Below are 25,306 nucleotides of genomic sequence, written 5' to 3'. Positions count from 1 at the left end.
AAACGAATACAAAATCTATGAGGAGGTATTCACTGTGAAACGTACTTATCAACCAAGTAAGATCCGTCGTCAACGTAAGCACGGATTCCGTCATCGTATGTCAACTAAAAACGGCCGTCGCGTACTTGCTAGCCGTCGCCGCAAAGGACGTAAAGTCTTATCAGCTTAATGATAAGAAAAAAGAACCTAACAAAGCCAAGAGTGCTCGAGACTTTTGGTTTTTTTGTGCATTGTCAACCTTTGCCAAATGTGCTTGAGCCCAAAAAAGCCCAAGCCAAGGGTGGGTCAGTTTGCTTTACGACCCTTTTTTGAGCTAGAAATCATCATTAGAGTGTGACCAGCGAAGCTTTCTTACGACCTAAGTCCCAAAAACTGACTTCTTCGTAGGGCTAAAAGGCCCTCGCCCTCAAGCAGCTAGCAAAGCAAAAAAGGTGCTCTTTTTCTACCATTTGTCAAGTATATTCAGCGTTAAGATACAAAACACCTTCAAGATATGTGGCAATGATAGATGGTTGCCTTATATTTAAAGCCTGGTAAATTATAAAAGTGCATGCAAAAACAACACCTTATTTTTTGTCAACTCAGCTAAGCCAGCCCACAGATGAGATGCTACCATTTCACGGCAAGACTGTTTGTATCATCAGGGTTTGTCGCTGCTCTTTGCCCAGTAAGCTTTTGACTGGTACTTAACGGCAAGACCGATTATAGTATCAGGGCTTTGCCCCAACAGCTAAATTCACCGGTCTTTTTTTAGTGCTTCAGCCAGGTAGTAACCAGCTCGCGGCCGCGCTAGCTCTTCCATTACTGCTGTCCACTTATCGCCTTCTTTCTGGATGGCGTTTTTTAGTAGTGCTTTTTGCGCTTGATTTAAAATAGCAATCAGCTCCAAGCCTTTATCAGTGGGAAAGAGTTGCTTATGACGGCGATCAAAGTCGGCGCTTTCTTCATAAATCAACTGTTTTTCTTTAAGGGTTTTTAAGGTTTTGTGGGAACCTTGCTTGGAAATTTCAAGAATAGTTAGCAATTCACTCACGGTGCTACCTGGTTTTTGACAGATAAAAAATAAAAAACGGTGATGCTGCCGATTGAGTTGGTGCTGCTTGATCAAATCATCAGCGGTTTTGATAAAGGTTTGGTAAGCAAAATAAAATAGCATGTGTTCGTAATCATCGTGGGCCATAAATGTCTCTCCTTCATTTTCCTTTTCTTATTATACTAAATTATATTATCGGTGAGAATTGCTCAGCTAAAAAGGTCAATAATATTGACTTATTTTTCCAAGAGGTTTATGATAAGTACTATAGTAAGAAAAAGGAGTGATAAGATGAAAAAACGTGTCGGACAGTATTTGCTTGATTGTTTACGGGTCAATGGCCTTGAGCGTATTTTTGGGGTCCCTGGGGATTTTAACCTAGCCTTCTTAGATGACATCATCGCAGATAAACAGATAGAGTGGGTCGGTAATACCAACGAACTCAATGCCAGTTACGCAGCTGATGGTTATGCCCGTTTGCATGGCCTGGCAGCTATGGTTACTACCTTTGGTGTTGGGGAACTAAGTGCGGTTAATGGTATTGCAGGAAGCTATGCTGAGCGAGTACCTGTTGTGGAAATTACAGGTGCGCCTACACGGCAAGCAGAAGCGCAAAAGCGCTATGTTCACCATTCTCTTGGCGAAGGTCATTTTGATAATTACCAAAAGATTTATGAGCACATTACGGCAACCACTGCCTATATCACCACTGACAATGCCCAAGACGAAATTCCCAGAGTCATTAATACCGCCCTTAGAGAACGCCGGCCGGTGCATATTCATTTACCGATTGATGTAGCGATGAGCACGATTGAAATTAAAAGAGCACCAGTAGCTTATCAACATCAAAGCCAGCCTGTGACTGCTTATCTTGACGCGATTCAACAAGCTTTAGCTACAGCTAAGCGTCCAGTTATTATAGCTGGCCATGAAATTACTGCCTACCAGCTACAGGAGCAACTCGAAGCCTTTGTTAATAAAACAAAAATTCCTCTTGCTCAGCTCTCTTTAGGGAAATCAGCATTCAATGAGGAAAATCCCTACTATATAGGAATTTATGATGGGCGAGTTGCTGAAGATAGCATTCGCAACTATGTGGATGGTTCTGATTGTATCCTTAACATAGGAGCCAAATTAACCGACTCAGCTACTACGGGCTTTTCCTATCAGTTTGATTTAAATGACCTTATTTTAATCAATCAAAGAGACTTTAAAGCCGGAGATTTGGTCTCGCATGATGTTAGCTTGGTCGATTTGATGGATGGTCTTTTGACGATTGATTATGAAAACCAAGCCGCCTTTCCAGCAATCAAACCGGCAGCAAGTCCAATCGTAGAACTTAGTGATCAACCCTTGACACAAAAAGACTATTTTAAGCTCATGCAAAACTTCCTCCAAGCAGGCGATGTGCTCTTGGCCGAGCAGGGGACTTCCTTTTTTGGTGCCTATGATCTGCGCTTACCAAAAGGCAGTCGCTTTGTCGGGCAACCCTTATGGGGCTCTATTGGCTATACCTTACCATCGCTTCTTGGGACCCAGGTGGCTGATCCAAAGCGCCGCAATATATTGCTGATTGGCGATGGTTCACTACAGCTAACTGTTCAAGAAATGGCGACAATGATCCGTCTAAAGCTCAATCCTATTATTTTTATGATTAATAATGATGGCTACACTGTGGAGCGCCTAATTCATGGCATGCAAGCCCCTTATAACGATATTTTCATGTGGGACTACAAAGCCTTGCCAAAAGCATTTGGAGATAAAGGGCACGTTATCACCTATGATGTGACCACTAGCCGAGAGCTTCAAACTGTGATGGATCAGGTAACAGCCGACCCAGCCCATATGCATTTCATTGAAGTGCATATGGACCGTAACGATTCGCCAGAAAAATTAATAGCCATGGCAGAAATGTTTGCTCAGGCGAACCAATAATGCCTTTAACTGAGTACAAGCTAGAAAAAGTGCAGCTGCTAGTAGCATTAGCTTAGTCTGGACTTGCTAGGCAGAGCTTTTAGACCTTATAAAACTTTACCAGCTCTACAAAGCTAACAGCTAGCTCTAGCTAGTGCTTAGTCTGCTAGTTATTCGCGTAATGACCAGCTAGCATTGGCAGCCAAAGCATCACTATAAAAAGCTAAACCCAATTAAACTCCTTTTTCACTGACAAGTAATAGTGACACGACAAGGTTCACTAAAACGTTAAAGAGGAGTTTTTCAGTGTGGTTTAGCTTTTTTTGTGTTTGGGGAGCTTGCTGCCATGTTGATGGGGTGCTCTTTTGCTCGCTAGCTTAGTTTTGACTTGTGGTATGGAGGAGTTGGTGTTGATAAAGGCGCAGCGCCAGGTGTAAATTCATCAATTGATCAGTGTTTTTGAGACTAATGGCCAAAATAGATTCGACTTTGGCTAGGCGAGCTCGCAAGGTATTTACATGGATATAAAGTTTTTGACTGGTCTTAGTGTAGGAAAAATGATTATCAAAAAAGACTGTTACAGTAGGATAGAGCTGGGTATGATTTTTTTGGTCATATTGGAGGAGGGGGTGGAGGAACTGCTCGAATAATTCAGCTACAAAGAGATGGTTGACTGCCCCATAATCATCCGTCAACAGTTTTAAAATGCCAATATCCTGGTAAAACTGAAGATGATGTGATTGTTGGTTAGATTTGGAAAAGCGAATGGCCTGCTTGGCTTCGTCTAAGGCCCGCCGTAATTGCCAATAAGGCTTGACTGAGCTAATGCCCAGATAAAAATGGTGGTGACCAAGGAAAGTTCGCATCAAGCGTGTCCACTCATCTAGGTGAGAAAGGAGATCAGCATCTGGGCCAAATAGGACAATCAGCTGCTGATTGCGGGAGAAGAAATGCAGATTATGAGTGGCTAAAGAGGAGGCCTGAAGGTAGTTAACCAAGTCATTAAAAAGGGTTTCAAAGGCTAGCACATCAGAGTTTTCTAACAAATCTGACACCAGAAGGATCTGTAAGTCCTGCTGTATATTTTTGCCAAGGCTCAAGCTATATTTGCTTAAACTATTCAGATTAGGTTTGGTCATTTTAAGCATGTCATCAAAGATGATGTTTTTAAAATAGTTAGTATTCTTTTGAAATTCCGTCTCTAAAACAGCTTTTAATAGATAGATGGATTGAATATTTGCTAACTTTGACAATACAGTCGCCTCCAGCCACTCTGTCTTAGCATCTGTCCGTAGCACCAGGTAAAACTGTAAATGATTTTGCTGGTAACAAGGGAGAAAAAAGAGGTGGCAATTGAGCTTGGTAAGAAAGAGACTGCGATAACAAAAACCCTCAATAGTCTGTTGGTTTAGGTCAACACCAATGGGTGAGAAGCGCCCGATATTGTCAGGACTGAACTGCTCAAAATAAGCTTCCCACGACCAGTCATCACTAGCATCAATCAATGCCATTTGCTTGCTTAAGATGGCTGTTGATAAATTAGTGGTCTCATAAACAATCTGACAGAGGTTGTTAATACTATGGGTATCCGAAAAATAATGAATGACCTGCTTAATAAAGTGCTCGGATTCAATCAAACTTTTGGTGCTATGAGCAATTTCAGCCTCCTGAAAGGCAATAATGACATCACTCCAGGAATGATGGTTATCAATCAAAAACAGCGGGATCTGATAATAGCGAAGAAGATCAATCTTGTCATCAGATAGATAAGGTCGGTATTTCTTTTTAGAAACAATGGCCCCAACGCGGTGGTGCTTTAAAGATTCGATGAAGGTTTTGGTGAAATGACTGGTCATAAATTTACCAATGATTAAGAGCTCTGCCCCCATTAGCCAATTGTCAATGTCTGAGACATCCATAATATTAACTGATTGCAACTCATTTTCGAGCCCTTCTGGCGTGGTAAAATGAGTGGCTTGCTGAAAAATGGGCAAGGCTAAAAGAGAAGCAACTCTGATCTTTGTACTCATGTGTGTCTCCTTTGTATGAACTGATGATTAAAGCGCTTTACTTTTATATGATAACACAATTCCCTTTCTCTGGTTGCCTAAGCTATAATAAAGCCATCATAAAAAAAGGAGATCCGCAGATGAGAAATCGTTTTAAAGGAAAAGATTATTTAGCCTTCAAGGATATGACCCGTGAAGAAATTGAATTTATCACGGACCTAGGCTTGGATTTCAAGAGAAAATGGACGATGAAAGAACCGCATGAATATTTGAAGGGCCAAGTCTGGGCAGCCTTATTTGAAAAGAACAGCACCCGCACCCGCAATGCCTTTGAACGGGCTGCAGCTGATTTAGGGGTCAAAGTTGTTTATCTTCGGCCAGACGAAATGCAGATGACCCGTGGTGAACCTTTAAAAGATACTGCGCGTATCTTAGACCGCTATTTTGACGGTCTCTTTATCCGCACCTTCGGACATGAAATCGTTGAAGAATGCGCTGCGTGGATGCAAAACCCTGTTATCAATGGCTTAACAGCCTTGGAACACCCAACCCAAGGCATTGCAGACTTAATGACGATCAAAGAAAAGAAAGGGCACTACCAGGGGCTTAAAATGTGTTATTCCGGCAATCTGTACAATGTTGCCTATACAACCATGCTGTTTTGTGCCACCCTGGGAATGGACCTGTCAATTGCTTGCCCAGAAGGTATCGAACCGGACCAGACCATCCTAGCAGAAACCAAAAGACGCGCCAAAGAAAGCGGAGCAACCATTGAATTTACCCAAGATTTTGATGCCGCTTTGCACGGTGCAGATATTGTCTATGGTATGTCGCAATATAGCATGGGGCAAAGTGATGAAGAGATTGCTTTTCTCAAAAAGATCTTTAAACCCTACCAAATTACTATGGATGCTATGAAAAAGGCCAAGCCTGATGCCATCTTTATGCACTGTTTACCGGCTCATAGAGGAGAAGAAGTGACCGATGAGGTCATGGAATGTGCGCAATCAGTGATTTTTGATGAGGGCGAAAATCGCATGCATTCAATCAAGGCCATCTTGGCGGCTGTAGCCAACTAGGCTTGATTAATGGGAATGAGATACCGACTGAGGTGGAAAATATATGGAAGTGCAAGAAAAGAAAAAATTTAAGTCGCCCAATACTTACGTCATCATTTTCTTTGTATTACTCTTTGTTGCCCTGTTGACATGGATCATACCAGGTGGCAAGTACACCTATGACCAATCTGGCAAGGCCATTGCCAATTCGTATCACCAAATCGCAGCCAACCGTCAGGGTTTGTGGGATGTGATCATGGCGCCGATTATTGGGATGATTGGTAATGATAAGGTTTCTGGAGCCATCACGATTTCCTTAAATGTCATGCTCTTTGGAAGTTTTTTGGAGATGATGGATGCCACAGGAGCCATTACAATTGCCCTTAAAAATATCGCCAAAAAGTACCAGAGTAATTACTATACCTTAATTACCGTCTTGACCTTTTTGATGGGGATTTTTGGAACCGTACAAGGCGCCTACGAAGAAGGCTTTGTTTACCTCTTGATGTTTTTGCCGATTATTCTATCGCTAGGTCTAGACACCATTGTCGCTTTAATGATTGTCATTTTTGGGACCCAGGCCGGTTGTGCCGCTTCCATTGTCAACCCGTTCTCCACTGGGATTGCCTCAGGAATTGCCGGTATTAGTCCAGGTGAGGGTATCCTTTTTCGGGCCTTTACCTTCATTATCTTATTATCAGCTTGCTCGGCTATGATTTGCCTTTATGCTAAACAAGTCAAAGCACATCCACAAAAGTCTGTTCAATATTTCAGACATCAAAAAGACCTAGAGGAATTTACAGCCCTTGATAACCAAGATAAGCAGCTAGATAGCAAACAAAAAAAGGTTTTTACGATTTTTATTTTGACCTTTGTGATTATGATTTTGTCCTTGGTGCCTTGGACCTCGCTCAATCCCCATTGGACTTTCTTTGAGAGCATTACTAAATGGGCTAACCATAATAGCTTACTAAGTACAGTGCTTGGATCGAACTTGGTTCCATTTGGAAAGTGGTACTTTAATGAAATTAATGGCTTATTAATAGTGATGACCATATTGACCGGTTTCATCATGGGTTATTCTATTGATAAAACCATCACTATCTTTATCAAAGGAGCAGCCGCCTTGGTTTCTACAGCCTTTATTGTCCCCTTGGCTAGAGGAATTCAAGTGCTCATGACCAATGGTAGCATCACCGCCACTGTGCTCAATGCGACCGAAAAAACCTTAGGGTCTTTACCACCCCTAGTCTTTGTCCTTGTGTGCTTTCTTGTCTATATTATCCTAGCGACCTTTATTCCAAGCTCAACAGGCTTAGCTGCAGCGACTATTTCAATTATGGCACCGCTTGGCCTTTTTGCCGGGGTTTCAGAAGCCACCATGGTTGTGATTTATAATTTTGCGCTAGGTTTTGTGAAATTGCTTGCGCCCACATCGATTATCGTGATGACCTGTACACAAGCAGTCCATGTTGGTTACGGGTCTTGGCTAAAAGCTATTTGGAAATATGCCTTAGCCTATCTTTTGGTTTTAACGGCACTCTTAGCCATAGCTGTCTTTATCATGTAAAAGGAGATTAAAATGAGTGAAACTGTCTACGTTCGTAATGCTACCAACACCCTAAAAAAAGTCATCGTCTGTTCGCCTAAATACTATAAATTCAATGCCATCAATGAAATCACCAAAAGCTGGATGGAAAAAGGCGAAACCGAACAAAACGACCTCATGGTTAAAGAGTGGCAGACTTTAATTGATGCTTATAAAGCCAATGGTGTTGAGGTCATTGAGATGGAACCAGAAGCTGAATTAGAAGTGCAAACCTTTGCCCGTGACTTTGGTGCCATGGTCAAAGAAGGTGCCATCATTGGGCGCTTTCGCCATCCAGCCCGGCAAAAAGAAACCCAAAGGTACGAAGCCAAACTAAAGGAACTAGGTGTGCCAATTATTGCTCGCTGCAATGCTGGCTGCTTTGAGGGTGGCGATTTTTGGATGCTTGATGAACACACCCTAGCCTTTGGTCAAGTTGACCGTACCGACCAAGCTGGTGTCGATAATCTGCGCGAGCAATTGCAAAAATTTGGTTACACCGTGGTCGGAGTACCAGTCGCTCCAGAACATTTGCATCTGGATATGTGCTTTAATATTGTAGCTCCAAAGATCTGTATCGCCGCTACCAGTGTTTTGCCTTTTTGGTTTATTAATATGCTAAAACGGCGGGATTTCACGATTATTGATGTACCAGCAGCCCTGATTGAAAAGCATGGCTGTAATGTTCAGGCCCTAGGCAATCATAAGGTCTTAGGCATTGCCAATAATCAATCGGTCAATGAAGCAATGGAAGCAGCTGGCGTAGAAGTCATCAAACTGCCTTTGCAACAAATCTTAAAAGCTGGAGGCGGACCTCACTGCATGACCTATCCTGTTGAACGTAGCAATGAATAGATAAAGGTTGTGACCATATGAAAGTTGTTATTGCTGATTACCCTGATTCCATGATGCCTAATCACGACTATGAAAGAGAGATCTTAACCAAGGGCCTAGGAGCAAATACAGAGATTGTGGTTTATCCCTACCATGATGACAAAGAGGAGTTTTATGAGGTTATCAAGGATGCCCAGGCCATCTTAACCGCCTTTACCCCCATTGATGCTGAGACGCTGGATCATGCCTTGCAATTGCAGGTGGTTTCAATCAATGCGACTGGTTATGATAATGTAGACTTAGCAGCAGCCAATGCGCGCCATATTGGTGTCTGTCCTGTTGGTGAGTACTGTACCAAAGATGTAGCTGAATTTACCATTGCAACTATGATGGCTTTGGTGAAGAATCTTAAAAGCTACCAGACAGCGATTGATTGCCATTATCACTGGTCTTATGACTATGCTAAGCCCAATCAACGTCTCTCGGACATGACCCTTGGTATTTGTGGCCTAGGAAAGATTGGTAAAACCGTAGCCCGCAAGGCTTTAGGTTTGGGACTCAAGGTGCTTGCTTGTGATCCCTTCACCCACCTACCAGCAGATCTGGCTGTGACGATGGTTAGTAAGGAAGCCCTTTTTGCCCAGGCAGATATTATTACTAATCATATGAACCTCAATGAGACTAATTATGGTTATTTTGATCAAAAAGCCTTTAAACAGATGCTCAAGCAACCTTATTTTATCAATATGGGACGAGGCGCCTGTGTGGTAGAGGCTGATGTGATTGCTGCTTTGGACCAGGGGCGCTTAAAGGGGGCCGCTTTGGATGTCTTAAAGGATGAGACGCCTGATTTGGCTCAGCATCCCTTGGTCGGCCGTGAAAATGTCTTAATTACACCCCATGCTGCCTTTTACTCCACCTCATCCTTGCGGGATCTGCAACGGATTTCCACTGAGAATATAGTGCATTACCTCACAGGGCGCAAAGACCGCGTCTTTAAATTAGTCAGTGATTATTAGCTGACCTTAAACCTCTAAGCTGGGCGTTTTCTTTAGCTTTTTGGCTGCCTTGTGGTGTCGTCTTTGTCAGATGTGGCTTTATTTGGAGCGCTCTTAGTGAGATAAACTAGGGAGACACTCAGCTTGCTTTTGCCGCTACTAGTGGCCGAGGTTTAGCTCAGCTGATTGTCCTAAAAGCCCAGGGCCGAATTTGACTGTTTGTGGTATAATGAACTAAGATGGCCCACAGCAAGGAGACAAAATCATGCAAATCTTTGATACGCATACCCACTTAAATACAGAACCCTTTATTGGAAACACCGAGCAGGAGCTGGCCCTAGCCAAAGAAATGGCGGTCACCCGCCATAATGTGGTTGGCTTTGATCACGCCACGATTGAGCAGGCCCTAAGCCTGGCTAAGCACTACCCAGAAATCTACGCCACCATTGGCTGGCATCCCACGGAAGCCGGCTCTTACACCCAAGCCGTTGAAGACCAGATTGTTGCGCATCTAAATGAGGACAAGGTCATCGCCCTTGGCGAGATTGGCCTGGATTACCATTGGATGACCGAGCCAAAAGCCGTGCAAATCGCGGTCTTTAAGCGGCAAATCCAGCTGGCCAAGGACCATCACCTGCCCTTTGTTGTGCACACGCGCGATGCCCTAGCTGATACCTATCAGGTGTTAAAGGAAGTCGGTGTCGGACCTGAAGGAGGCATCATGCATTCTTACTCAGGACCACTGGATATGGCTGTCAAACTAGCAGAGCTTGGCATGTTAATCTCTTTTTCTGGCGTGGTCACCTTCAAAAAAGCAACAGATGTCCAAGAAACCGCCAAGCACCTGCCATTAGATAAGGTCTTGGTCGAAACGGACGCGCCCTACCTTGCTCCTGTTCCGATGCGGGGCCGTACAAATCGCACAGCCTATAGCCGGTATGTTGTAGAAAAGATTGCTGAGCTGCGAGGACTACCAGACGAAGTCGTGGCTGACGCGACCTATCACAATGCCATGAGGGTATTTCAACTTGACTGATAAAATCAAAATCCAAGAAGTCCTTGTCGTTGAAGGCAAAGACGACACCGCAAATTTACGCCGTTATTTTGAAGTGGATACTTACGAAACCCGCGGTTCAGCCATCACCGACACTGATCTGGAGCGGATTGCGCGCCTTAATCAGCTGCGCGGGGTGATTGTCTTTACCGACCCTGACTATAATGGTGAGCGTATTCGTAAAATCATCATGGCTGCTGTACCCACAGCTCGCCATGCTTTCTTAAGCCGTGACGAAGCCGCGCCTGCTTCTAAAACCAAAGGACGTTCCTTAGGCGTTGAGCATGCGAGCTTTGCGGATCTCAATAAGGCCCTGACCAAGGCCACTCGCTCCTATGCTGACCAAAACGACTTTGACATTACCAAGGCTGACTTGATTAGATACGGGCTTTTGCTAGGTTCTGACAGCAGACAGCGCCGTGAGTATCTCGGTCAAGCCCTGCGCATTGGTTATTGCAATGGCAAGCAGCTGCTCAAACGCCTGGAGCTATTTGGCATCAGTCAGGCTCAACTAGCAGCAGCCATGGCTGATTATCCCACTTAGAGTCTAAAGAAAAAGCATACCGTTACCTTGGCTGTAGACATGCCCCCCTTTTACTGAACTAATCCAGTGAAAGGGGTTTTTGTATGAAACTAACAAAGGCCCCCATACCTTTTTATATAAGTTGTCTATATATTTTTGTTTCCAGTAAAACGAAAACTGTCAAATAGAGGACGCTTCGAATTATAACTAAGGACAAGTGGCATAAGATTATTAGTAATCATCAAAATATAGGCGTCATTTTATGCTACAATAGAGAAAACAAAAAAGTAGGACAAGATACATGAGAATAGCTGACGCTAAGGTAACCCGTGCCATCCTTGACCGGCACGGCTTTACCTTTAAGAAATCCTTTGGTCAAAATTTTTTAACCGATACTAATATTTTGCAAAAAATTGTCGATACCGCTCAGATTACCCCAGCAGTCAATGTCATTGAAATTGGTCCTGGGATTGGCGCTCTAACCGAGTTTTTAGCAGAAAAAGCAGCTGAGGTCATGGCCTTTGAGATTGATGAGCGATTAGTTCCGATTTTGGCGGATACCTTGCGGGATTTTGAGAATGTTCAGGTCATTAACCAGGACATCTTAAAAGCCGACCTGCACCAGCAGATCCAGCAATTTAAAAACCCTGACCTGCCGATCAAGGTAGTAGCCAATCTCCCCTACTATATCACCACGCCCATCCTCATGCATCTGATTGAAAGCAAAATCCCTTTTCAAGAGTTTGTAGTTATGATGCAACGCGAAGTCGCAGATAGAATCTCGGCCAAGCCTAATACCAAGGCCTATGGCAGCCTCTCTATTGCTGTTCAGTATTATATGGAAGCCAAGGTTGCCTTTATTGTCCCACGGACTGTTTTTGTCCCGGCCCCGAATGTTGATTCGGCTATCTTAAAGATGACACGTCGAAAAGAGCCCTTAGTATCAGTGCAAGACGAAGACTTCTTATTTCGAGTGAGTAAGGCTAGCTTTGCCTATCGGCGCAAAACCCTCTGGAACAATCTCATCAGTCATTTTGGCAAGACAGCAGTTACCAAACAGCGCTTGACCCAGGCTTTAGAAACCGCCCAGATTAGCCCGACCATCCGTGGCGAAGCATTAAGCCTGGCTGATTTTGCCCGCTTGGCGGATGCCTTAAAGCAGCAAGGCCTCTAGGTGTGGGCTAGTTGCTTTGCTGCTAGTGCTTTAGCTGTGTCACGGAAATACAAATCACCAAAAAACCGACCTGAAAAATCAGTCAGGTCGCCCGCTAGTCTGACCAAAAACGGCTGAAAAGCTTGCCAAGCCTAGCGCCAGCAAGCCCTAATGCCCAGCCCAAAAAGCAAGGCCGACTTGCAAAGCCGACCTTTAAAACCTCTCCAAAACTCTTTATACTATTTGGCGTAGAAATGCCTTAGTGATTATCGTTTATTTCTAATTATAAGGAAAAGAAAGAGAGAAAAAATCGTGAAAAAGATACGCACCAAGCGTCTCAACCGGCTGGTTTGCCGTTATGGCTTAACCTCAGCCGCCCTTTTGTTGACCCTCGGGGGGGTAGTGTAAAGGCAGATTCAGCTACCTTGACTCAGCAAGTGCAAGAGGTTTCCTATCAAAAAAATAAATTTCCTGAGCATGTGCTTATATTAAAATCTAACCAGGATAGAAGCTCTTATACTGCGGAAAGTATTGCCGATTATTTTGGGCAGCTTCGACAATTTTTTTATGGATACTTTGATCAAACAAATAAATTACACAAGGTAATTGATGAAGAGTTCCAAACTGTAGAATCAAAGCCTGGCCCAAGAGGCGAAGCCGGTCCTCCGGGCCCCGCTGGTCCCATGGGACCACGAGGTCTACCAGGTGAACGTGGCCCCGCTGGAGCTACTGGTCCCCGTGGTGAAAAAGGACCTCAGGGCCCAGCCGGTAAAGATGGTCAACAAGGCCCGCGTGGCGAGCGCGGCTTAACTGGTGCAGCAGGTGCTAAAGGCGAACGTGGTCCTCAAGGTGAACAAGGTAAGCCAGGTGCAACTGGTGCTCGCGGCGAACGCGGTGCGACAGGTCTTCAAGGTCCTCGCGGTGAAAAAGGCGAACCGGGCGAACGCGGTTTACAAGGACCTCGCGGTGAGCAAGGTATAGCTGGCCCTCAAGGTCCTGCTGGTCCTGCTGGCCATGACGGCAAAGACGGAGCCCAAGGTCCAAAAGGCGACAAGGGCGACACTGGTTTACAAGGTCCTCGCGGTGAGCAAGGTATAGCTGGCCCCCAAGGTCCCGCCGGTCATGATGGCCATGACGGCAAAGACGGTGTTCAAGGCCCGCGTGGCGAAAAAGGCGACAAGGGTGACACTGGTTTACAAGGGCCTCGCGGTGAACAAGGTATAGCTGGCCCACAAGGTCCCGCCGGTCATGATGGCCATGATGGTAAAGACGGCCACGACGGCGCTCAAGGCCCGCGTGGCGAAAAAGGTGAGCAAGGCGAACGCGGCGAGGCCGGCCCACGTGGTGAGCAAGGGCCGCAAGCTACTCCTCAGGCTCCAGCCCCACATCAGCCAGAGGTGACACCAGAAAAGCCAGACCTGCCTGAGCAACCAGACCAACCACAACAACCAGAGGTGCAACCACAACCTCAACGTCCGGAACAAGGACGCAAGGAAGACCAGGCTGCTCCTAAGCACACACCGCAAGTGGCGCCACAACGTCCGCAGCAACCAGGTCAAGCACCACAAGCCCCACGCGGCTCGCAGCATGCTGGTATGGCCCCACAAAGAAAACAAGCTGACCACAAGGTGGTCATCCCGAGCCGGACGCCGCAAGCCGCACCAGCTGGCAACCTAGCTCAGCTGCCTGCACGCGCCAACACGAGCCAGCAGCTCCCAGCTACCGGTGAAGCGCACAACCCGTTCTTCACAGCGGCTGCGCTCACGATCATGACAACCGCAGGTGTGCTGGCTTACAGAACTAAAAAAGAAACAAACGACATCCTATTTTAAGACAAGCGACTACTGACACAAGGTCTGTGTCTAATCGCAAACAAGAGGGTCACCAACTGGTGACCCTCTTGTTTTTAGGATTGGTGTTTTTTGCATCAGAGCTGCTGCCTCATCTCAAGCTTTTAATCCGTGTGAATACCTAAAACGTCTCGGATTTTTTGCACCTGGAGTTCAGCCAGCTTGTCCGGCTCTTTTGCGGCTAGTTCCTGCAGCTTCATCGCAAATCGCGGATCCAGCTTAGCTTGTTTGGCCAGGTTGGCCTTCAGTTGCGGCAAGGCAGCTTGCAATTGCTTGGCTTGGTCCTTGCTTAAGACCAACCAGGTTTTCTTTGGGAGCGTGACCACATATTTGGTGCTGACCAATTGCCCGTCCTCTCCACCAAAACCATAGAGCCACTTAGCCCAGTCAGAGTCAAAGCGATAGCGCTTGGTCCGTGTCGTGAGCATGGCGTCTTTAGTATCGCCATACCGATAGGTGGCTTCTTGTTTAGCAGCTTGGTTGATTTTCTTTTTATTAGGAATAAAGTGCGCACGCGGAGCTTTATCAGTTGGCTGATCTCGGTAAACCATCACATGGTGTTTGGACTTGGTGCCGATAGGCTCTTGGATGACCACGCCGAAGTTAGCCTTGGGATCAGCTGCGCTATAAATGGGCTTGTGGGTCTGGGTCGTTTGCACCCTCATGCCAGTGTGATTGACAAAATGGTCCGTCAACAGATAGACACTAAAGGCTAAGAAGGCTAGAGAGAAAATCCCCAAGGGGTAGCGTAACGCTGGCTTATCCAGCAACATCCAGGTGACAAACGTTAGAATAGTTGCTAAGGCAATAATCACAATAATCATATTAGAGCTCCTTTTCGACTTCAATAACCTTGCCTTTTCGTAATAAAAGGGCAATAACAAAACCAATGATTGCAAAGCCAAGTCCAAGGGCAAAGGAGGTGTGAAAACCCATCAGGCTGGCATCCAGCATTTTTTGGGCATAGCTAAGCGGATTAGTAGTTAGAAGTGCCTTAGCAGGCTTATGATTGGTGATAATATTTTGGGTGACACTAGAGAGCAAGGCCACCACAATTGCTGAGGCAATTTGCCGCGCCGTATTATTGGCGGCCGTACCATGGGCGGCTTCGTGTGGTGGCAGAGCACTCATGGCCGAAGCAGTGAGTGGCATCATAATCATAGCAATTCCAAACATCCGCACCGCATATAACAAGGTGATGAAATGGTCTGGGGTTGTCGCTGTCAGGTAGATAAAGGGTACCGTACCGATGCCTAAGACTAAAAAGCCGATAAGAGCCATGCGTCTAGCACCGACGCGGTCATAAACACGGCCAGCAATAGGGCTAATAATCCCCATCATTAAAGCACCTGGCAAGAGTACAAGGCCAGAATCAAGGGCAGATAGGCCATGGACATTTTGCAGATACAGTGGCAGCATCATTTCCACCCCCATCATGGCCATCATCGATAGGGCAATAGCAGCAGTGGTGACAGAGAACTGCTTGACCTTAAAGACCCGCACATCCAAAAACGGTGTTTCCAGCCGGAGTTGCCGCCAGATGAATAAAGCAATCACTACTATGCCAATCAAGATAGGAAAAATAACCGTTTCCCAATTGCCCCAGCCATCGCTAGCAACATTGGTGAAGCCCCACAAAAAGCTACCAAAACCAATGATCGAAAGGATGAGAGATAACACATCTAGGCTCATCGGATGATTAGGCACCACATCTTTAACAATAAAAGGTGATGCTAAAAAGGCTAAGATAAGAATGATTAAGGGCATAATAAAAATGGCACGCCAAGTCAGATCATAGCCCCATAAGTGGAAGTCTTGCTTTAAAATCCAACCGGCAAAGGTTGGACCAATAGCTGGCGCAAGCCCTACGACAAGGCCATTTAGCCCCATGGCTGCACCGCGTTGCTCGGCAGGGAAAATATTGACCATAACCACCTGCATTAAGGGCATGGTTATCCCGACCGCACAAGCCTGAATAATCCGGCCAATTAAGAAGATATTCCAATTGTCCCTGGGTGTAAAGGTGGTCATTAAAAGCCCTGCAATTAAAATAGCATAGGCTGATACATATAACCATTTGGTCGAAAAACGAGTGGTTAAGTAAGCAGAGACAGGAATCATAATCCCGTTGGCTAGTAAAAACCAGGTTGTGGCTTGTTGTGCTGTAGCAAGGTTAATATCAAAACTCTTCATGAGCGTAGGGATAGCTGTCCCTAAACTGGTTTGATTTAACACGCCAGCGAAAGTTGCAATTAAGAGCAACATCACCATGGCACTACGATTGTATGGTCTACCGTGAATATCAATAGTTTTTGTAGTACTCATATCGACCCTCCATTCTAAATGATACTTGCTATATTTTAGCTCTTTTTAGAAGAAAGTCAATGATAAAGTTTCAGAAAATATCATAAAAGTTCCAATGAACTGCTGAGTCAGCACCTCTTGCTAAGTTGTGGTCTTGCGAAGATGAACGGTTTATAATATAATAAGATAAATATTAGAAAAACATATGTGAGATTTGGAGATAGCGATGGTACATAAGAAACGTTCACTGCTGATTGTAGCAGGCTCTTTAGTAATCACGGCCCTCTTAGGCTTGTTTTTTCGGCTGCATTTCTGGCAAGAGGCCGTTATGGTAATGCTCACAGCCCTGCTGTATCTGATCGTTTATCTGCTGATGAGCAAAAATGCACAGCGGTCCTTGACTTGGTCGCAGATTTTACAGGAGTGGAAAGGGCAGATGGAGAGGCGCGGCAATCTCATTGTATTTGCGATTATCCTGATCATAACGGCCTTTGATCGACTGGTGACTAAGACGCCGCTTTTTGATACCTTTTTCAATAGCAATTTACTGGTGGTTATTGCCACAGTCAAGCTACTGTATGTGATCAATAGTACAGCTGCTCGCAAAAAAGCCGATCAGTAGGTGCTTGGCACGAGCCAGCTCAAAAAAGTAAGCCAGTAAGTGCCAGACTTTGGCACCACAAAAGCAAGCAAAGAAGCCTGCGGCTTTAACACAAGCTGCTGCTCGACTTGGCTTGCTTTTTTTGCTTAAAATGCTAAGCTCGCAGCCGCTAAAAGTCCAAACATGCCCGGACATGTGATATAATAAAGATAATTTCATGTGTGTAGAGGAGTTCATTTGCAAGGGAGAATTATCAAAGCCTTGGCAGGCTTTTATTATGTAGAGGCTAAGGGTCAGCTCTATCAGACCAGAGCACGGGGCAATTTTCGAAAGAAAGGCCAGACGCCCTATGTTGGGGATTGGGTTGATTTTTCAGCTAAGGAGCAGTCAGAAGGCTATATTTTAGCTATTCATGAGCGCAAAAACAGTCTGGTCCGACCGCCAATTGTCAATATTGATCAGGCTGTCGTTATCATGTCAGCCAAAGAACCGGATTTTAGTAGCAACCTTTTGGATCGTTTCTTGGTGTTGCTGGAGCATAAGCAGATGCGGCCGGTCATTTATATCTCTAAGATGGATCTCTTGGAGGATCAGGCAGAAATGCTCAAGCTTGCAAAAGTATACCAGGCTATTGGCTATCCCTTTATCATGAATTTGGAGGAGCTACTGCCATTGCTTAAGGACCAAATCACTGTTTTTATGGGGCAAACCGGAGTAGGGAAATCAACCCTGCTTAATCAAATTTTGCCAGAACTAGACCTGGCAACAGCGGAGATTTCTGATAGCCTTGGCCGGGGCAAGCACACGACACGAGTCGTCAGCTTTTACGATGCCTATGAGGGTAAAATCGCTGATACGCCGGGCTTTTCTTCCATTGACTATGAGGTTGATAATGCCAAGGACCTAAGCGAAGCCTTTCCTGAGATTCAAAACTATAGTCATGGGTGTAAATTCCGTACCTGTACACATACACATGAGCCGGCCTGCGCGGTTAAAGACGCAGTCCAAGCCGGCCAGATTTGGGCTGAACGTTTCGATCATTACTTGCAGTTTTTAAGTGAGATCGAAAATCGCCGGGAAACTTATAAAAAAGTCATCAAAAGAAAGTAGGTTGAAACATGAGCACACTAAAAATCGCCCCATCCATCTTGGCTGCTGACTATGCTAATTTTGCCACGGAGCTAAAGCGCATTGAAAAGACCAGTGCCGAGTATGTTCATATTGACATTATGGATGGCCAGTTTGTGCCAAATATTAGTTTTGGAGCTGACGTTGTAGCTAGTATGCGTAAGCATAGTAAGCTGGTCTTTGATTGCCATTTAATGGTGGTTAATCCCGAACGTTATGTGTCTGCTTTTGCCCAAGCAGGCGCTGATATGATGACAATTCACCTAGAAAGCACTCAGCACATCCACGGTGCGCTACAAAAGATTAAGGCCGCCGGCATGAAAGCTGGGATCGTAATCAATCCAGGAACACCAGCTAGTGCCTTGGAGCCCTTGCTAGATTTGGTGGATCAGGTCTTGATTATGACGGTTAATCCAGGCTTTGGCGGCCAAGCCTTTATTGCATCTTGTTTGGACAAGGTCCGAAAGGTTGCGGCCTGGCGTGAGCAAAAGAACTTGGATTTTGATATTGAAGTAGATGGTGGGATTGATAATCAGACCATAGTTGCCTGTGCCCAAGCTGGCGCCAATGTCTTTGTCGCGGGATCTTATTTGTTTAAAGCCCAAGACTTAGTGGCCCAAGTTGAAACCTTGCGGGATGCCCTTCATGACTAAGGTGGCCCTATTTGCTGGCGGTGAGCTCTCCTACTATGATCGCAAGCATGATTATTTTGTGGGGATTGATCGTGGCAGCCTCTTTTTGCTGGCCCAAAAGCTGCCGCTGGATTTGGCTGTAGGCGATTTTGACTCTGTCTCAGCGGCAGAATTAGCACTTATTCGATCCCAAGCCCGCGAACTGCTGGTGGCCGCACCAGAAAAAGACGACACAGATACGGAATTAGCTCTCAAGGCGGTTTTTAGCCGCTTCCCCCACTGTCAGGCCACTCTTTATGGTGCTTTTGGTGGGCGGTTTGATCATTTTTTGTCTAATATCTTTTTGCCCAGCCATCCAGAACTTGCGCCCTTTATGCAGCAAATCTGCTTACGGGATGCCAGCAATTTAGTTCGTTACCTGCCAGCTGGAAAGCACCAGATTATAGCGACGCCTGGTTTTGACTATGTGTCTTTTTTGCCAGAAGAAGCTCAGCAATTCAGCATTATTGGGGCCAAATACGAATTAACCAGAGACACTTATTTTAAACGCAAGAATTATTCCAGCAATGCCTTTATAGGCAAACCAATCGAGGTAAGCCTTGAGTCAGGTTACCTGATTGTGATTGAAAGTAAAGATAGGAGCTAATGTGGAGATTATTTTAGTCATCCTTGTCATCGGTTTAGCCCTTGCTCTTGCCTTGCAATATCGTGAGATCAAAGCTTTGCAAGCATCTTTGACAAGTGAGCTCGCCGATTTTAGTGATCGGTTATCTGACCAGTTAACCTATCAAATAGAGAGCATGAGCAAGCAGCAGTTGTTGGACATTTCCCAACAAATCGGCCAGCAGCAGGCAGCCGTTTATCAGCAATTAGACGGTTTAAAGACTGTTTTGAATCACAACTTAAGCGAAAATCGTGAACGAACCGACCAGCGCTTGGACCAAATGAGTCAGCGGCTAGCAGTCTCGGTTAAGGACATGCAGACCTCTAACGAGGTACGCCTAGAGGCCATGCGCCACACCGTTGAAGAAAAGCTCGAAGCAACCTTGAAAAATCGCCTGCATGCCTCTTTTGAGACTGTTTCTAAGCAACTAGAGAGTGTGAACCAGGGCTTGGGTGAAATGCGCAGCGTGGCGCGTGATGTTGGAACCCTTAACAAGGTTCTCTCCAATACCAAGACCCGTGGGATTATGGGTGAATTGCAATTGGGACAAATTCTCGAAGATATTTTGACGGTTAATCAGTATGAAAAAGAGGTGCCAACGATTAAGGGCTCCAGTGAACGCGTTGAATACGCCATCAAGCTGCCCGGTTTGGCTAATGATGAGACCGTCTATCTACCAATTGATTCGAAGTTTCCCTTGCAAGACTATTATCGCTTAGAAGATGCCTATGAATCTGGTGATAAGGAGCAGATCGAGGCCTCTCGCAAGGCCTTGCTCAATGCCATCAAGCGTTTTGCCAAGGATATTCAGACCAAGTACCTCAGACCACCAGAGACTACGAATTTTGGGATCATGTTTCTCCCAACAGAAGGCCTCTATGGCGAGGTTGTCCGTAATCCGGCCTTTTTTGATAGCTTGCGCCGTGATGAGCAAATCGTGGTCGCAGGTCCTGCTACCTTGTCGGCTCTGCTAAATTCTCTATCGGTCGGCTTTAAAACACTAACGATTCAAAAAAATGCAGACGATATTAGCAAGATTTTAGGCAATGTCAAGGTAGAATTTGCAAAATTTGGAGGCATTCTGCTTAAAGCTCAAAAGCAAATCAACACAGCCAATGCTACCTTAGACCAATTAATCGCAACGCGGACCAACGCCATCATTAAGGCTCTAAATACAGTTGAATCATACCAAGATAGTGAGACAGCTTCGCTATTAAATATACCAAAAGAAGGAGGCGAGCCATATGAAGATTAATCAAATGAAAAAGGATCATCCATTTGAGGGCTTTTTTCTCATCAAATCGGCGGAAGTTCGTAAGACCCGGGCAGGCAAAGACTATATTGCCTTTGTTTTTCAGGATGATACAGGAGAAATTTCTGGTAATCTCTGGGACGCTCAAACCTACAATGTCGAGGAATTTACAGCAGGTAAGGTGGTGCATATGAAGGGGCGGCGCGAAGTCTATAATGGAACACCTCAGGTTAATCAGATCACTCTTCGCCATCCCAGACAGGGAGAACCTAACGATCCTAAAGCTTTTAAAGAAAAAGCCCCAGTTTCTGTTACGGAAGTTCGGGACTACCTAGAAGGCATGTTATTCAAAATTGAGAATGCCACCTGGCAACGGATTGTCCGAGCGCTCTATCGTAAATATGACCAGGCTTTTTATTCCTACCCAGCCGCTAAGACCAACCATCATGCTTTTGAGTCTGGCTTAGCCTATCATACTGCGACCATGGTCCGCTTGGCTGATAGCATTGGGGATATTTATCCGGAGTTGGATAAGAGCCTGCTTTATGCTGGGATTATGTTACATGACTTGGCCAAGGTCCTAGAATTAACCGGCCCAGAAAATACAGAGTACACGGTTCGAGGAAACTTGATTGGCCATATTTCCTTGATTAATGAGGAGATTACCAAAGTTATTGCAGAGCTCAACATCAGCGACACCAAAGAAGAAGTCACCGTCCTTCGTCATCTGATCTTGAGTCATCATGGCCAATTAGAATATGGGAGTCCAGTGCGGCCGCGGATTATGGAGGCCGAAATTCTCCATATGATTGATAATATTGATGCCAGTATGATGATGATGACCACGGCCTTAAAACTTGTGGATGAAGGCGAGATGACAAATCGAATATTTGCGATGGATAACCGTTCTTTTTATAAACCCAAATATTAAGATTTTATGTGACTGAAATCTCTCTGTAAACGAACGTTAATTTTCTTAACGTTCGTTTTTTTGCTAAATGTGTGGTATAATGGTAGAAAGACTATAATAATGGGGAAAATATGAAGTTAAGACGCAGCGAACGGATGGTGGTCATCTCAAATTACTTGATTAACAATCCTTATAAATTGACCAGCCTAAATACCTTTGCACAAAAATACGAATCCGCAAAATCATCCATTTCTGAGGATATTGCTATCATCAAAAAAGCCTTTGAAGAAGCAAATATTGGTGAGATTGAAACCTTAACTGGCGCAAGCGGTGGGGTTATTTTTACGCCAACCATTGCTAAAGCAGAAGCAAAAGCCATTGTTGAGGAACTCTGTGAAAGCTTATCACAAAGCAGTCGTATTTTGCCTGGCGGCTACATCTATTTATCAGACTTGCTAAGTACCCCGAAGATCTTACAAAATATCGGCCGCATTATTGCTAACGCCTTTAAGGGTCAAAAAATTGACGCTGTTATGACAGTGGCCACTAAGGGCGTGCCCTTGGCCAATGCGGTTGCCAACATCTTGAATGTCCCTTTTGTGATTGTTCGCCGCGACCTTAAAATCACGGAAGGCTCAACTGTGTCGGTCAACTATGCCAGTGCTTCAAGCGATCGCATTGAAAAAATGTTTTTATCTAAGCGGAGCTTGCGCCCCAATAGCCGGGTCTTGATTGTTGATGACTTTTTAAAGGGCGGCGGCACCATTTCAGGAATGATTAGTCTCCTGGAAGAGTTTGACAGCACCTTAGTTGGTGTGGCTGTCTTTGCCGAAAACAGCCAGGAAGAACGCGAACAAATGACCTATAAATCGTTACTGCGAGTCTCTGAAATAGATGTGAAAAACAGTCACGTTTCAGTCGAAGTCGGCAATATTTTTGATTAGTGAAATTGAATTAAGGAGAAAAAATGGAATTAGAAAACACGAAGTCAAAGCAAGTTAAAACAACACTTGCCTTAACGTCAACCTTAGCTCTTTTGGGCACCACTGTTGGTGTTGAACATGAGGTGAAAGCTGAGGACTTACATACCACAACAAGGGCGACAACGACTGATTCAAGCGCAGCAATGCCAGAAACCCTTGACAAAACTAATCAAGAGATTGCCACAACAGCAAAAAAATTGGAAACGCAAAAAGAAGAGCTCCACAAAGCTAGCAGCGATGTGGAGACAGGTCAAAAAACCGTAGCAGACGCAAAAGCCCTCTTGGCCCAAAAAGATCAGGCGGTAGAAAAAGCTAACGCTAGTCTTCTTACGATTGCCAATGCTAGCGAGCAAGAATATGCAGCCATGGTGGCAAGCGAGCAAGCAAGCTTAGCAAGTACTGAGCAAGACCTACAAGCAACCACAGCGCAGGCAGCAAACTTAGAACAAACAGCTAAAGCCCAAGCTGCTGATTTAGAAACACACAGCGCTAACGCTGAGCGTTTGAGCCAAATGGAGCAAAGCGCCAGCAAGCAAGTTGCAGAACTTGCGACCTTGCTTAATAAACCTGAAGAGTTGACCAAGCAAGCAGCCGCTGCGCAAACAGCAGTAGCAACCATTAACACAAACCTTAATAAAGCTCAAGCAGACCTCGATAAGACCGTAGCAAGCACCACCGTGCAACTTAAAGAAGAGCTTGCTCTTAACAAGCAAACCTTGTCTAGTAAGCAAGCAGAACTGTCTGCCTTAAAAGCCCATGCAACTACTGAGCAGGTCAACGTAGCTGGTAACAATCAGCTGGTGGCACCAAGTTCTTATTCTTTAGCAGATATTCAAAAATTAGCAGCCAGTGGTTACATCGGGACACAAAGCTACCTCAACACCTACAACCAACTTAGCTCCCAACTGATCAATGGCGCTAAGCAAGGCATGACTATTAACCAGTACAAGGACATTGCAAGTGATGTCAACCGGGTGGTTAATCCAGATAATCTAAGCCAAGATGTGCAAAATGAATTGGCCCAATTTGCTGCTGCAATGATCAACCAAGTCCGGACTCAGCTAGGTTTACCGCCAGTTGCTGTCACAGAAGGCTCCCAAGAGTTTGCCCGGAAGTTAACCCAAAACTACAAGGCTACTCACAATAATACCCGTCCCAACTTCCAATATAATGTTGCGGGCATCGCTGGCCACAAAGGGATTGGCCCTCATGATAAGACAATCATCGAAACCTCAGCACAGGCTGTTGGTTTGCGGGCCAATGATGACAACATGTATGAAAGCATCGGTTTCTTCAATGATGTTTACACTGTCAATGGCCTAAAGCGCAGTATTTACAATAGCTTACGCTACATGTTCTTTGAAGACTACACCTATGGCAATACTTTTGGCCATACGGTTAACCTTTTAAGAACGGATAAGGTAAATCCTACCAAACCTATTTACCTTGGTTTTTCCACCGATACAGTACAGGGCTTAAACACCCATTTTCTCTTGATTCCTCAATCAAATATTGAAAATGCCGCTCGCTTTAGCCAAAAAATCGCTGGCGTAGTAGCACCTGTCAACCACTCAGCGCGCATCAATACGCTTAATACGACCATTGCAAGCATCAGCCAAAAGATTAATTCTTTAAATACGCGTCTAGCAAATGTCGCTAAAGAAGCACCAGTCGTTGCCGCTTATCAAGCCATAGCCGGCTTAAAAGCCCAATTACAGACGGCCCAAGGTGAAGCCAGTCATTTGGCAGCCCAGGTTCAACGGCTAGCGCAGTCGCAGGATGTTTCACAAGCTCAGTTAGCTCAAGCACTCCAAAACCAAAAGGCCTACAGAGCGCAACGCGACCAAGAATTAACTTATGTGGCCCAAGCCAAAGCCCAATTAAATAGTACCAATGTCAGCTTGCAAGCAACCTCGGCTGAATTAGCGCGCTTGACTGCTAGACAGCACTATTTAAGCAAGCTCCTAGCAACTCCTAGTCAGGCTGAGCGCAAGCATCTTGCAGCGACTCACTTAGCCACTGCCCAAGCAGAACAATCAGCTGTGCAACGGCAATTGACACAAGCTACAGGAAAATTAGCTAACTTAGTGGCGCACAAAACCAATCTAGCAGCTGCTATTGCGGCCACTGAAAACCATCTTGAGCTCTTAAAAGCCCATGCGCTTACATTACCAAAATTCCAAGCCTTGGCTCTTCCGGCTCCTGGTTTTGCCAAAGGACAGTATCCTAGTGTCACTCCTGCGGCTCTTGCAGCGCTGACACACGCCAAGGTCAGCCATAGCAGTCGCAACGCTTCAACCGCATCTGCGCCAACAGGTACCCAATTGGCTCAGGCCTTGACCAAGGTCGAAGAAACAGCCGCTCAGCTTGCATCTGATGCTGTTCTTAACCAAGTGAGACGGGTGTCTAGAGATATTGTCGCTGCTGCCTCAGCTGCACTTGACGCAGCGCCAAGCGTTGATTCATCAGGACGTAAGGGGTCAATCAGCTCTTATGGTCCAGGTTCAATCTTCCAAGGCAGCCTCATGCCTTCACCAGATGAGAGCACCAAACGAGCTATTAAAGCTGGTCTTGTGATGTTATCTGCTGTTGGACTAGCGGCTTATAGCTTACGCAAAGAGAATGAAAGAAAACTATGAATCATTCCCGTAGTTAGTTATTCCATAGCCATCATAGCTTTTCAAACCCTCAAAAAAGAAAAATCGCCACGTTAAGTAGCGATTTTTCCCTTTTGTGAGCCTCAATGAAACGTCAAAGCGTTATAATAGTTTTAAGCAAAAATCTCTATTAACGAGGTCTCACTATGAAAATTATAACA

The 25,306-nt window shown here is 45.2% G+C and carries 22 protein-coding genes; 18 read left to right on the top strand and 4 right to left on the bottom strand.

Features of this window, described 5'->3' with window-relative positions; translation table 11 throughout:
• Nucleotides 1–34 precede the first annotated feature (34 nt).
• The gene (rpmH, locus tag GWD08_RS04310) at nt 35–169 is read left to right on the top strand and encodes a 50S ribosomal protein L34 (protein WP_000831903.1); all 135 of its coding nucleotides are present in this window, start codon (nt 35–37) and stop codon (nt 167–169) included.
• 567 nt (nt 170–736) lie between these two features.
• Here rpmH and GWD08_RS04305 read toward each other — a convergent pair.
• Nucleotides 737–1,180 (bottom strand): MarR family winged helix-turn-helix transcriptional regulator, encoded by a 444-nt coding sequence (locus GWD08_RS04305; protein ID WP_159543286.1) that lies wholly within the window; start codon nt 1,178–1,180, stop codon nt 737–739.
• A 144-nt stretch (nt 1,181–1,324) separates the two neighbouring features.
• Here GWD08_RS04305 and GWD08_RS04300 point away from each other — a divergent pair, with 144 nt between their 5' ends.
• Nucleotides 1,325–2,968 carry an alpha-keto acid decarboxylase family protein gene (locus tag GWD08_RS04300; protein ID WP_159564408.1) on the top strand — a complete coding sequence of 548 codons (1,644 nt, stop codon included), beginning with the start codon at nt 1,325–1,327 and terminating at the stop codon, nt 2,966–2,968.
• A gap of 356 nt (nt 2,969–3,324) precedes the next feature.
• On the opposite strand, the gene GWD08_RS08770 is transcribed toward GWD08_RS04300, so the two are convergent.
• The gene (locus GWD08_RS08770) at nt 3,325–4,977 is read right to left on the bottom strand and encodes a helix-turn-helix domain-containing protein (RefSeq protein ID WP_244295480.1); all 1,653 of its coding nucleotides are present in this window, start codon (nt 4,975–4,977) and stop codon (nt 3,325–3,327) included.
• A 119-nt stretch (nt 4,978–5,096) separates the two neighbouring features.
• Here GWD08_RS08770 and argF point away from each other — a divergent pair, with 119 nt between their 5' ends.
• From argF to GWD08_RS08840, 8 genes are all read left to right on the top strand, one after another.
• On the top strand, nt 5,097–6,035 hold the full coding sequence (gene argF, locus GWD08_RS04285) for an ornithine carbamoyltransferase (RefSeq protein WP_159543282.1): 939 nt from the start codon (nt 5,097–5,099) through the stop codon (nt 6,033–6,035).
• Nucleotides 6,036–6,078: 43 nt separating this feature from the next.
• Nucleotides 6,079–7,584: a YfcC family protein gene (locus GWD08_RS04280; protein ID WP_159543280.1), complete on the top strand. Its 1,506-nt coding sequence runs from the start codon at nt 6,079–6,081 to the stop codon at nt 7,582–7,584.
• 12 nt (nt 7,585–7,596) lie between these two features.
• Nucleotides 7,597–8,457, top strand: a complete 861-nt coding sequence (locus GWD08_RS04275) for a dimethylarginine dimethylaminohydrolase family protein (RefSeq protein WP_159543496.1) — start codon at nt 7,597–7,599, stop codon at nt 8,455–8,457.
• A 17-nt stretch (nt 8,458–8,474) separates the two neighbouring features.
• Nucleotides 8,475–9,455 (top strand): NAD(P)-dependent oxidoreductase, encoded by a 981-nt coding sequence (locus GWD08_RS04270; protein WP_159564406.1) that lies wholly within the window; start codon nt 8,475–8,477, stop codon nt 9,453–9,455.
• A 241-nt stretch (nt 9,456–9,696) separates the two neighbouring features.
• A complete protein-coding gene (locus tag GWD08_RS04265) occupies nt 9,697–10,470 on the top strand; it encodes a TatD family hydrolase (protein WP_159548592.1) in 774 nt (257 codons plus the stop codon).
• Nucleotides 10,463–11,032 carry a ribonuclease M5 gene (rnmV, locus tag GWD08_RS04260; RefSeq protein ID WP_159564404.1) on the top strand — a complete coding sequence of 190 codons (570 nt, stop codon included), beginning with the start codon at nt 10,463–10,465 and terminating at the stop codon, nt 11,030–11,032. Before GWD08_RS04265 ends, rnmV begins: the two co-directional genes overlap by 8 nt.
• Before the next feature lie 280 nt (nt 11,033–11,312).
• On the top strand, nt 11,313–12,185 hold the full coding sequence (gene rsmA / locus GWD08_RS04255; RefSeq protein WP_159564402.1) for a 16S rRNA (adenine(1518)-N(6)/adenine(1519)-N(6))-dimethyltransferase RsmA: 873 nt from the start codon (nt 11,313–11,315) through the stop codon (nt 12,183–12,185).
• A 404-nt stretch (nt 12,186–12,589) separates the two neighbouring features.
• Nucleotides 12,590–13,996: an LPXTG cell wall anchor domain-containing protein gene (locus tag GWD08_RS08840; protein WP_280114350.1), complete on the top strand. Its 1,407-nt coding sequence runs from the start codon at nt 12,590–12,592 to the stop codon at nt 13,994–13,996.
• Between the two features lie 122 nt (nt 13,997–14,118).
• Here GWD08_RS08840 and GWD08_RS04245 read toward each other — a convergent pair whose 3' ends face one another.
• Together GWD08_RS04245 and GWD08_RS04240 are read right to left on the bottom strand one after the other, a co-directional pair.
• A complete protein-coding gene (locus GWD08_RS04245; protein WP_159564400.1) occupies nt 14,119–14,838 on the bottom strand; it encodes a DUF4811 domain-containing protein in 720 nt (239 codons plus the stop codon).
• Nucleotide 14,839: 1 nt separating this feature from the next.
• Nucleotides 14,840–16,339 carry an MDR family MFS transporter gene (locus GWD08_RS04240; RefSeq protein ID WP_159564398.1) on the bottom strand — a complete coding sequence of 500 codons (1,500 nt, stop codon included), beginning with the start codon at nt 16,337–16,339 and terminating at the stop codon, nt 14,840–14,842.
• A 205-nt stretch (nt 16,340–16,544) separates the two neighbouring features.
• Between GWD08_RS04240 and GWD08_RS04235 the strand changes: the two genes are divergently transcribed.
• From GWD08_RS04235 to GWD08_RS04200, 8 genes are all read left to right on the top strand, one after another.
• Entirely contained in the window at nt 16,545–16,940 is a 396-nt protein-coding gene (locus tag GWD08_RS04235; RefSeq protein WP_159564396.1) for a hypothetical protein, read from the top strand.
• A gap of 216 nt (nt 16,941–17,156) precedes the next feature.
• Entirely contained in the window at nt 17,157–18,029 is an 873-nt protein-coding gene (gene rsgA, locus GWD08_RS04230; RefSeq protein ID WP_159564394.1) for a ribosome small subunit-dependent GTPase A, read from the top strand.
• Nucleotides 18,030–18,037: 8 nt separating this feature from the next.
• Nucleotides 18,038–18,700, top strand: a complete 663-nt coding sequence (gene rpe / locus GWD08_RS04225) for a ribulose-phosphate 3-epimerase (protein ID WP_159564392.1) — start codon at nt 18,038–18,040, stop codon at nt 18,698–18,700.
• Complete coding sequence (locus GWD08_RS04220) at nt 18,693–19,325, top strand: thiamine diphosphokinase (protein WP_159564390.1); 633 nt, start codon at nt 18,693–18,695, stop codon at nt 19,323–19,325. The genes rpe and GWD08_RS04220 overlap by 8 nt, the downstream gene beginning before the upstream one ends.
• A gap of 1 nt (nt 19,326) precedes the next feature.
• Nucleotides 19,327–20,598 carry a DNA recombination protein RmuC gene (locus GWD08_RS04215; RefSeq protein WP_159564388.1) on the top strand — a complete coding sequence of 424 codons (1,272 nt, stop codon included), beginning with the start codon at nt 19,327–19,329 and terminating at the stop codon, nt 20,596–20,598.
• Nucleotides 20,588–21,526: a 3'-5' exoribonuclease YhaM family protein gene (locus GWD08_RS04210; protein ID WP_159564386.1), complete on the top strand. Its 939-nt coding sequence runs from the start codon at nt 20,588–20,590 to the stop codon at nt 21,524–21,526. Before GWD08_RS04215 ends, GWD08_RS04210 begins: the two co-directional genes overlap by 11 nt.
• Before the next feature lie 110 nt (nt 21,527–21,636).
• Nucleotides 21,637–22,449 (top strand): pur operon repressor, encoded by an 813-nt coding sequence (purR, locus tag GWD08_RS04205; protein WP_159564384.1) that lies wholly within the window; start codon nt 21,637–21,639, stop codon nt 22,447–22,449.
• Between the two features lie 23 nt (nt 22,450–22,472).
• A complete protein-coding gene (locus tag GWD08_RS04200; protein WP_159564382.1) occupies nt 22,473–25,127 on the top strand; it encodes an SEC10/PgrA surface exclusion domain-containing protein in 2,655 nt (884 codons plus the stop codon).
• Nucleotides 25,128–25,306 lie beyond the last annotated feature (179 nt).

It is taken from the genome of Streptococcus halichoeri, from assembly GCF_009870755.1.
Classification (GTDB): Bacteria; Bacillota; Bacilli; order Lactobacillales; family Streptococcaceae; genus Streptococcus; species Streptococcus halichoeri.
This window is presented reverse-complemented; position numbering and strand designations above follow the sequence as displayed.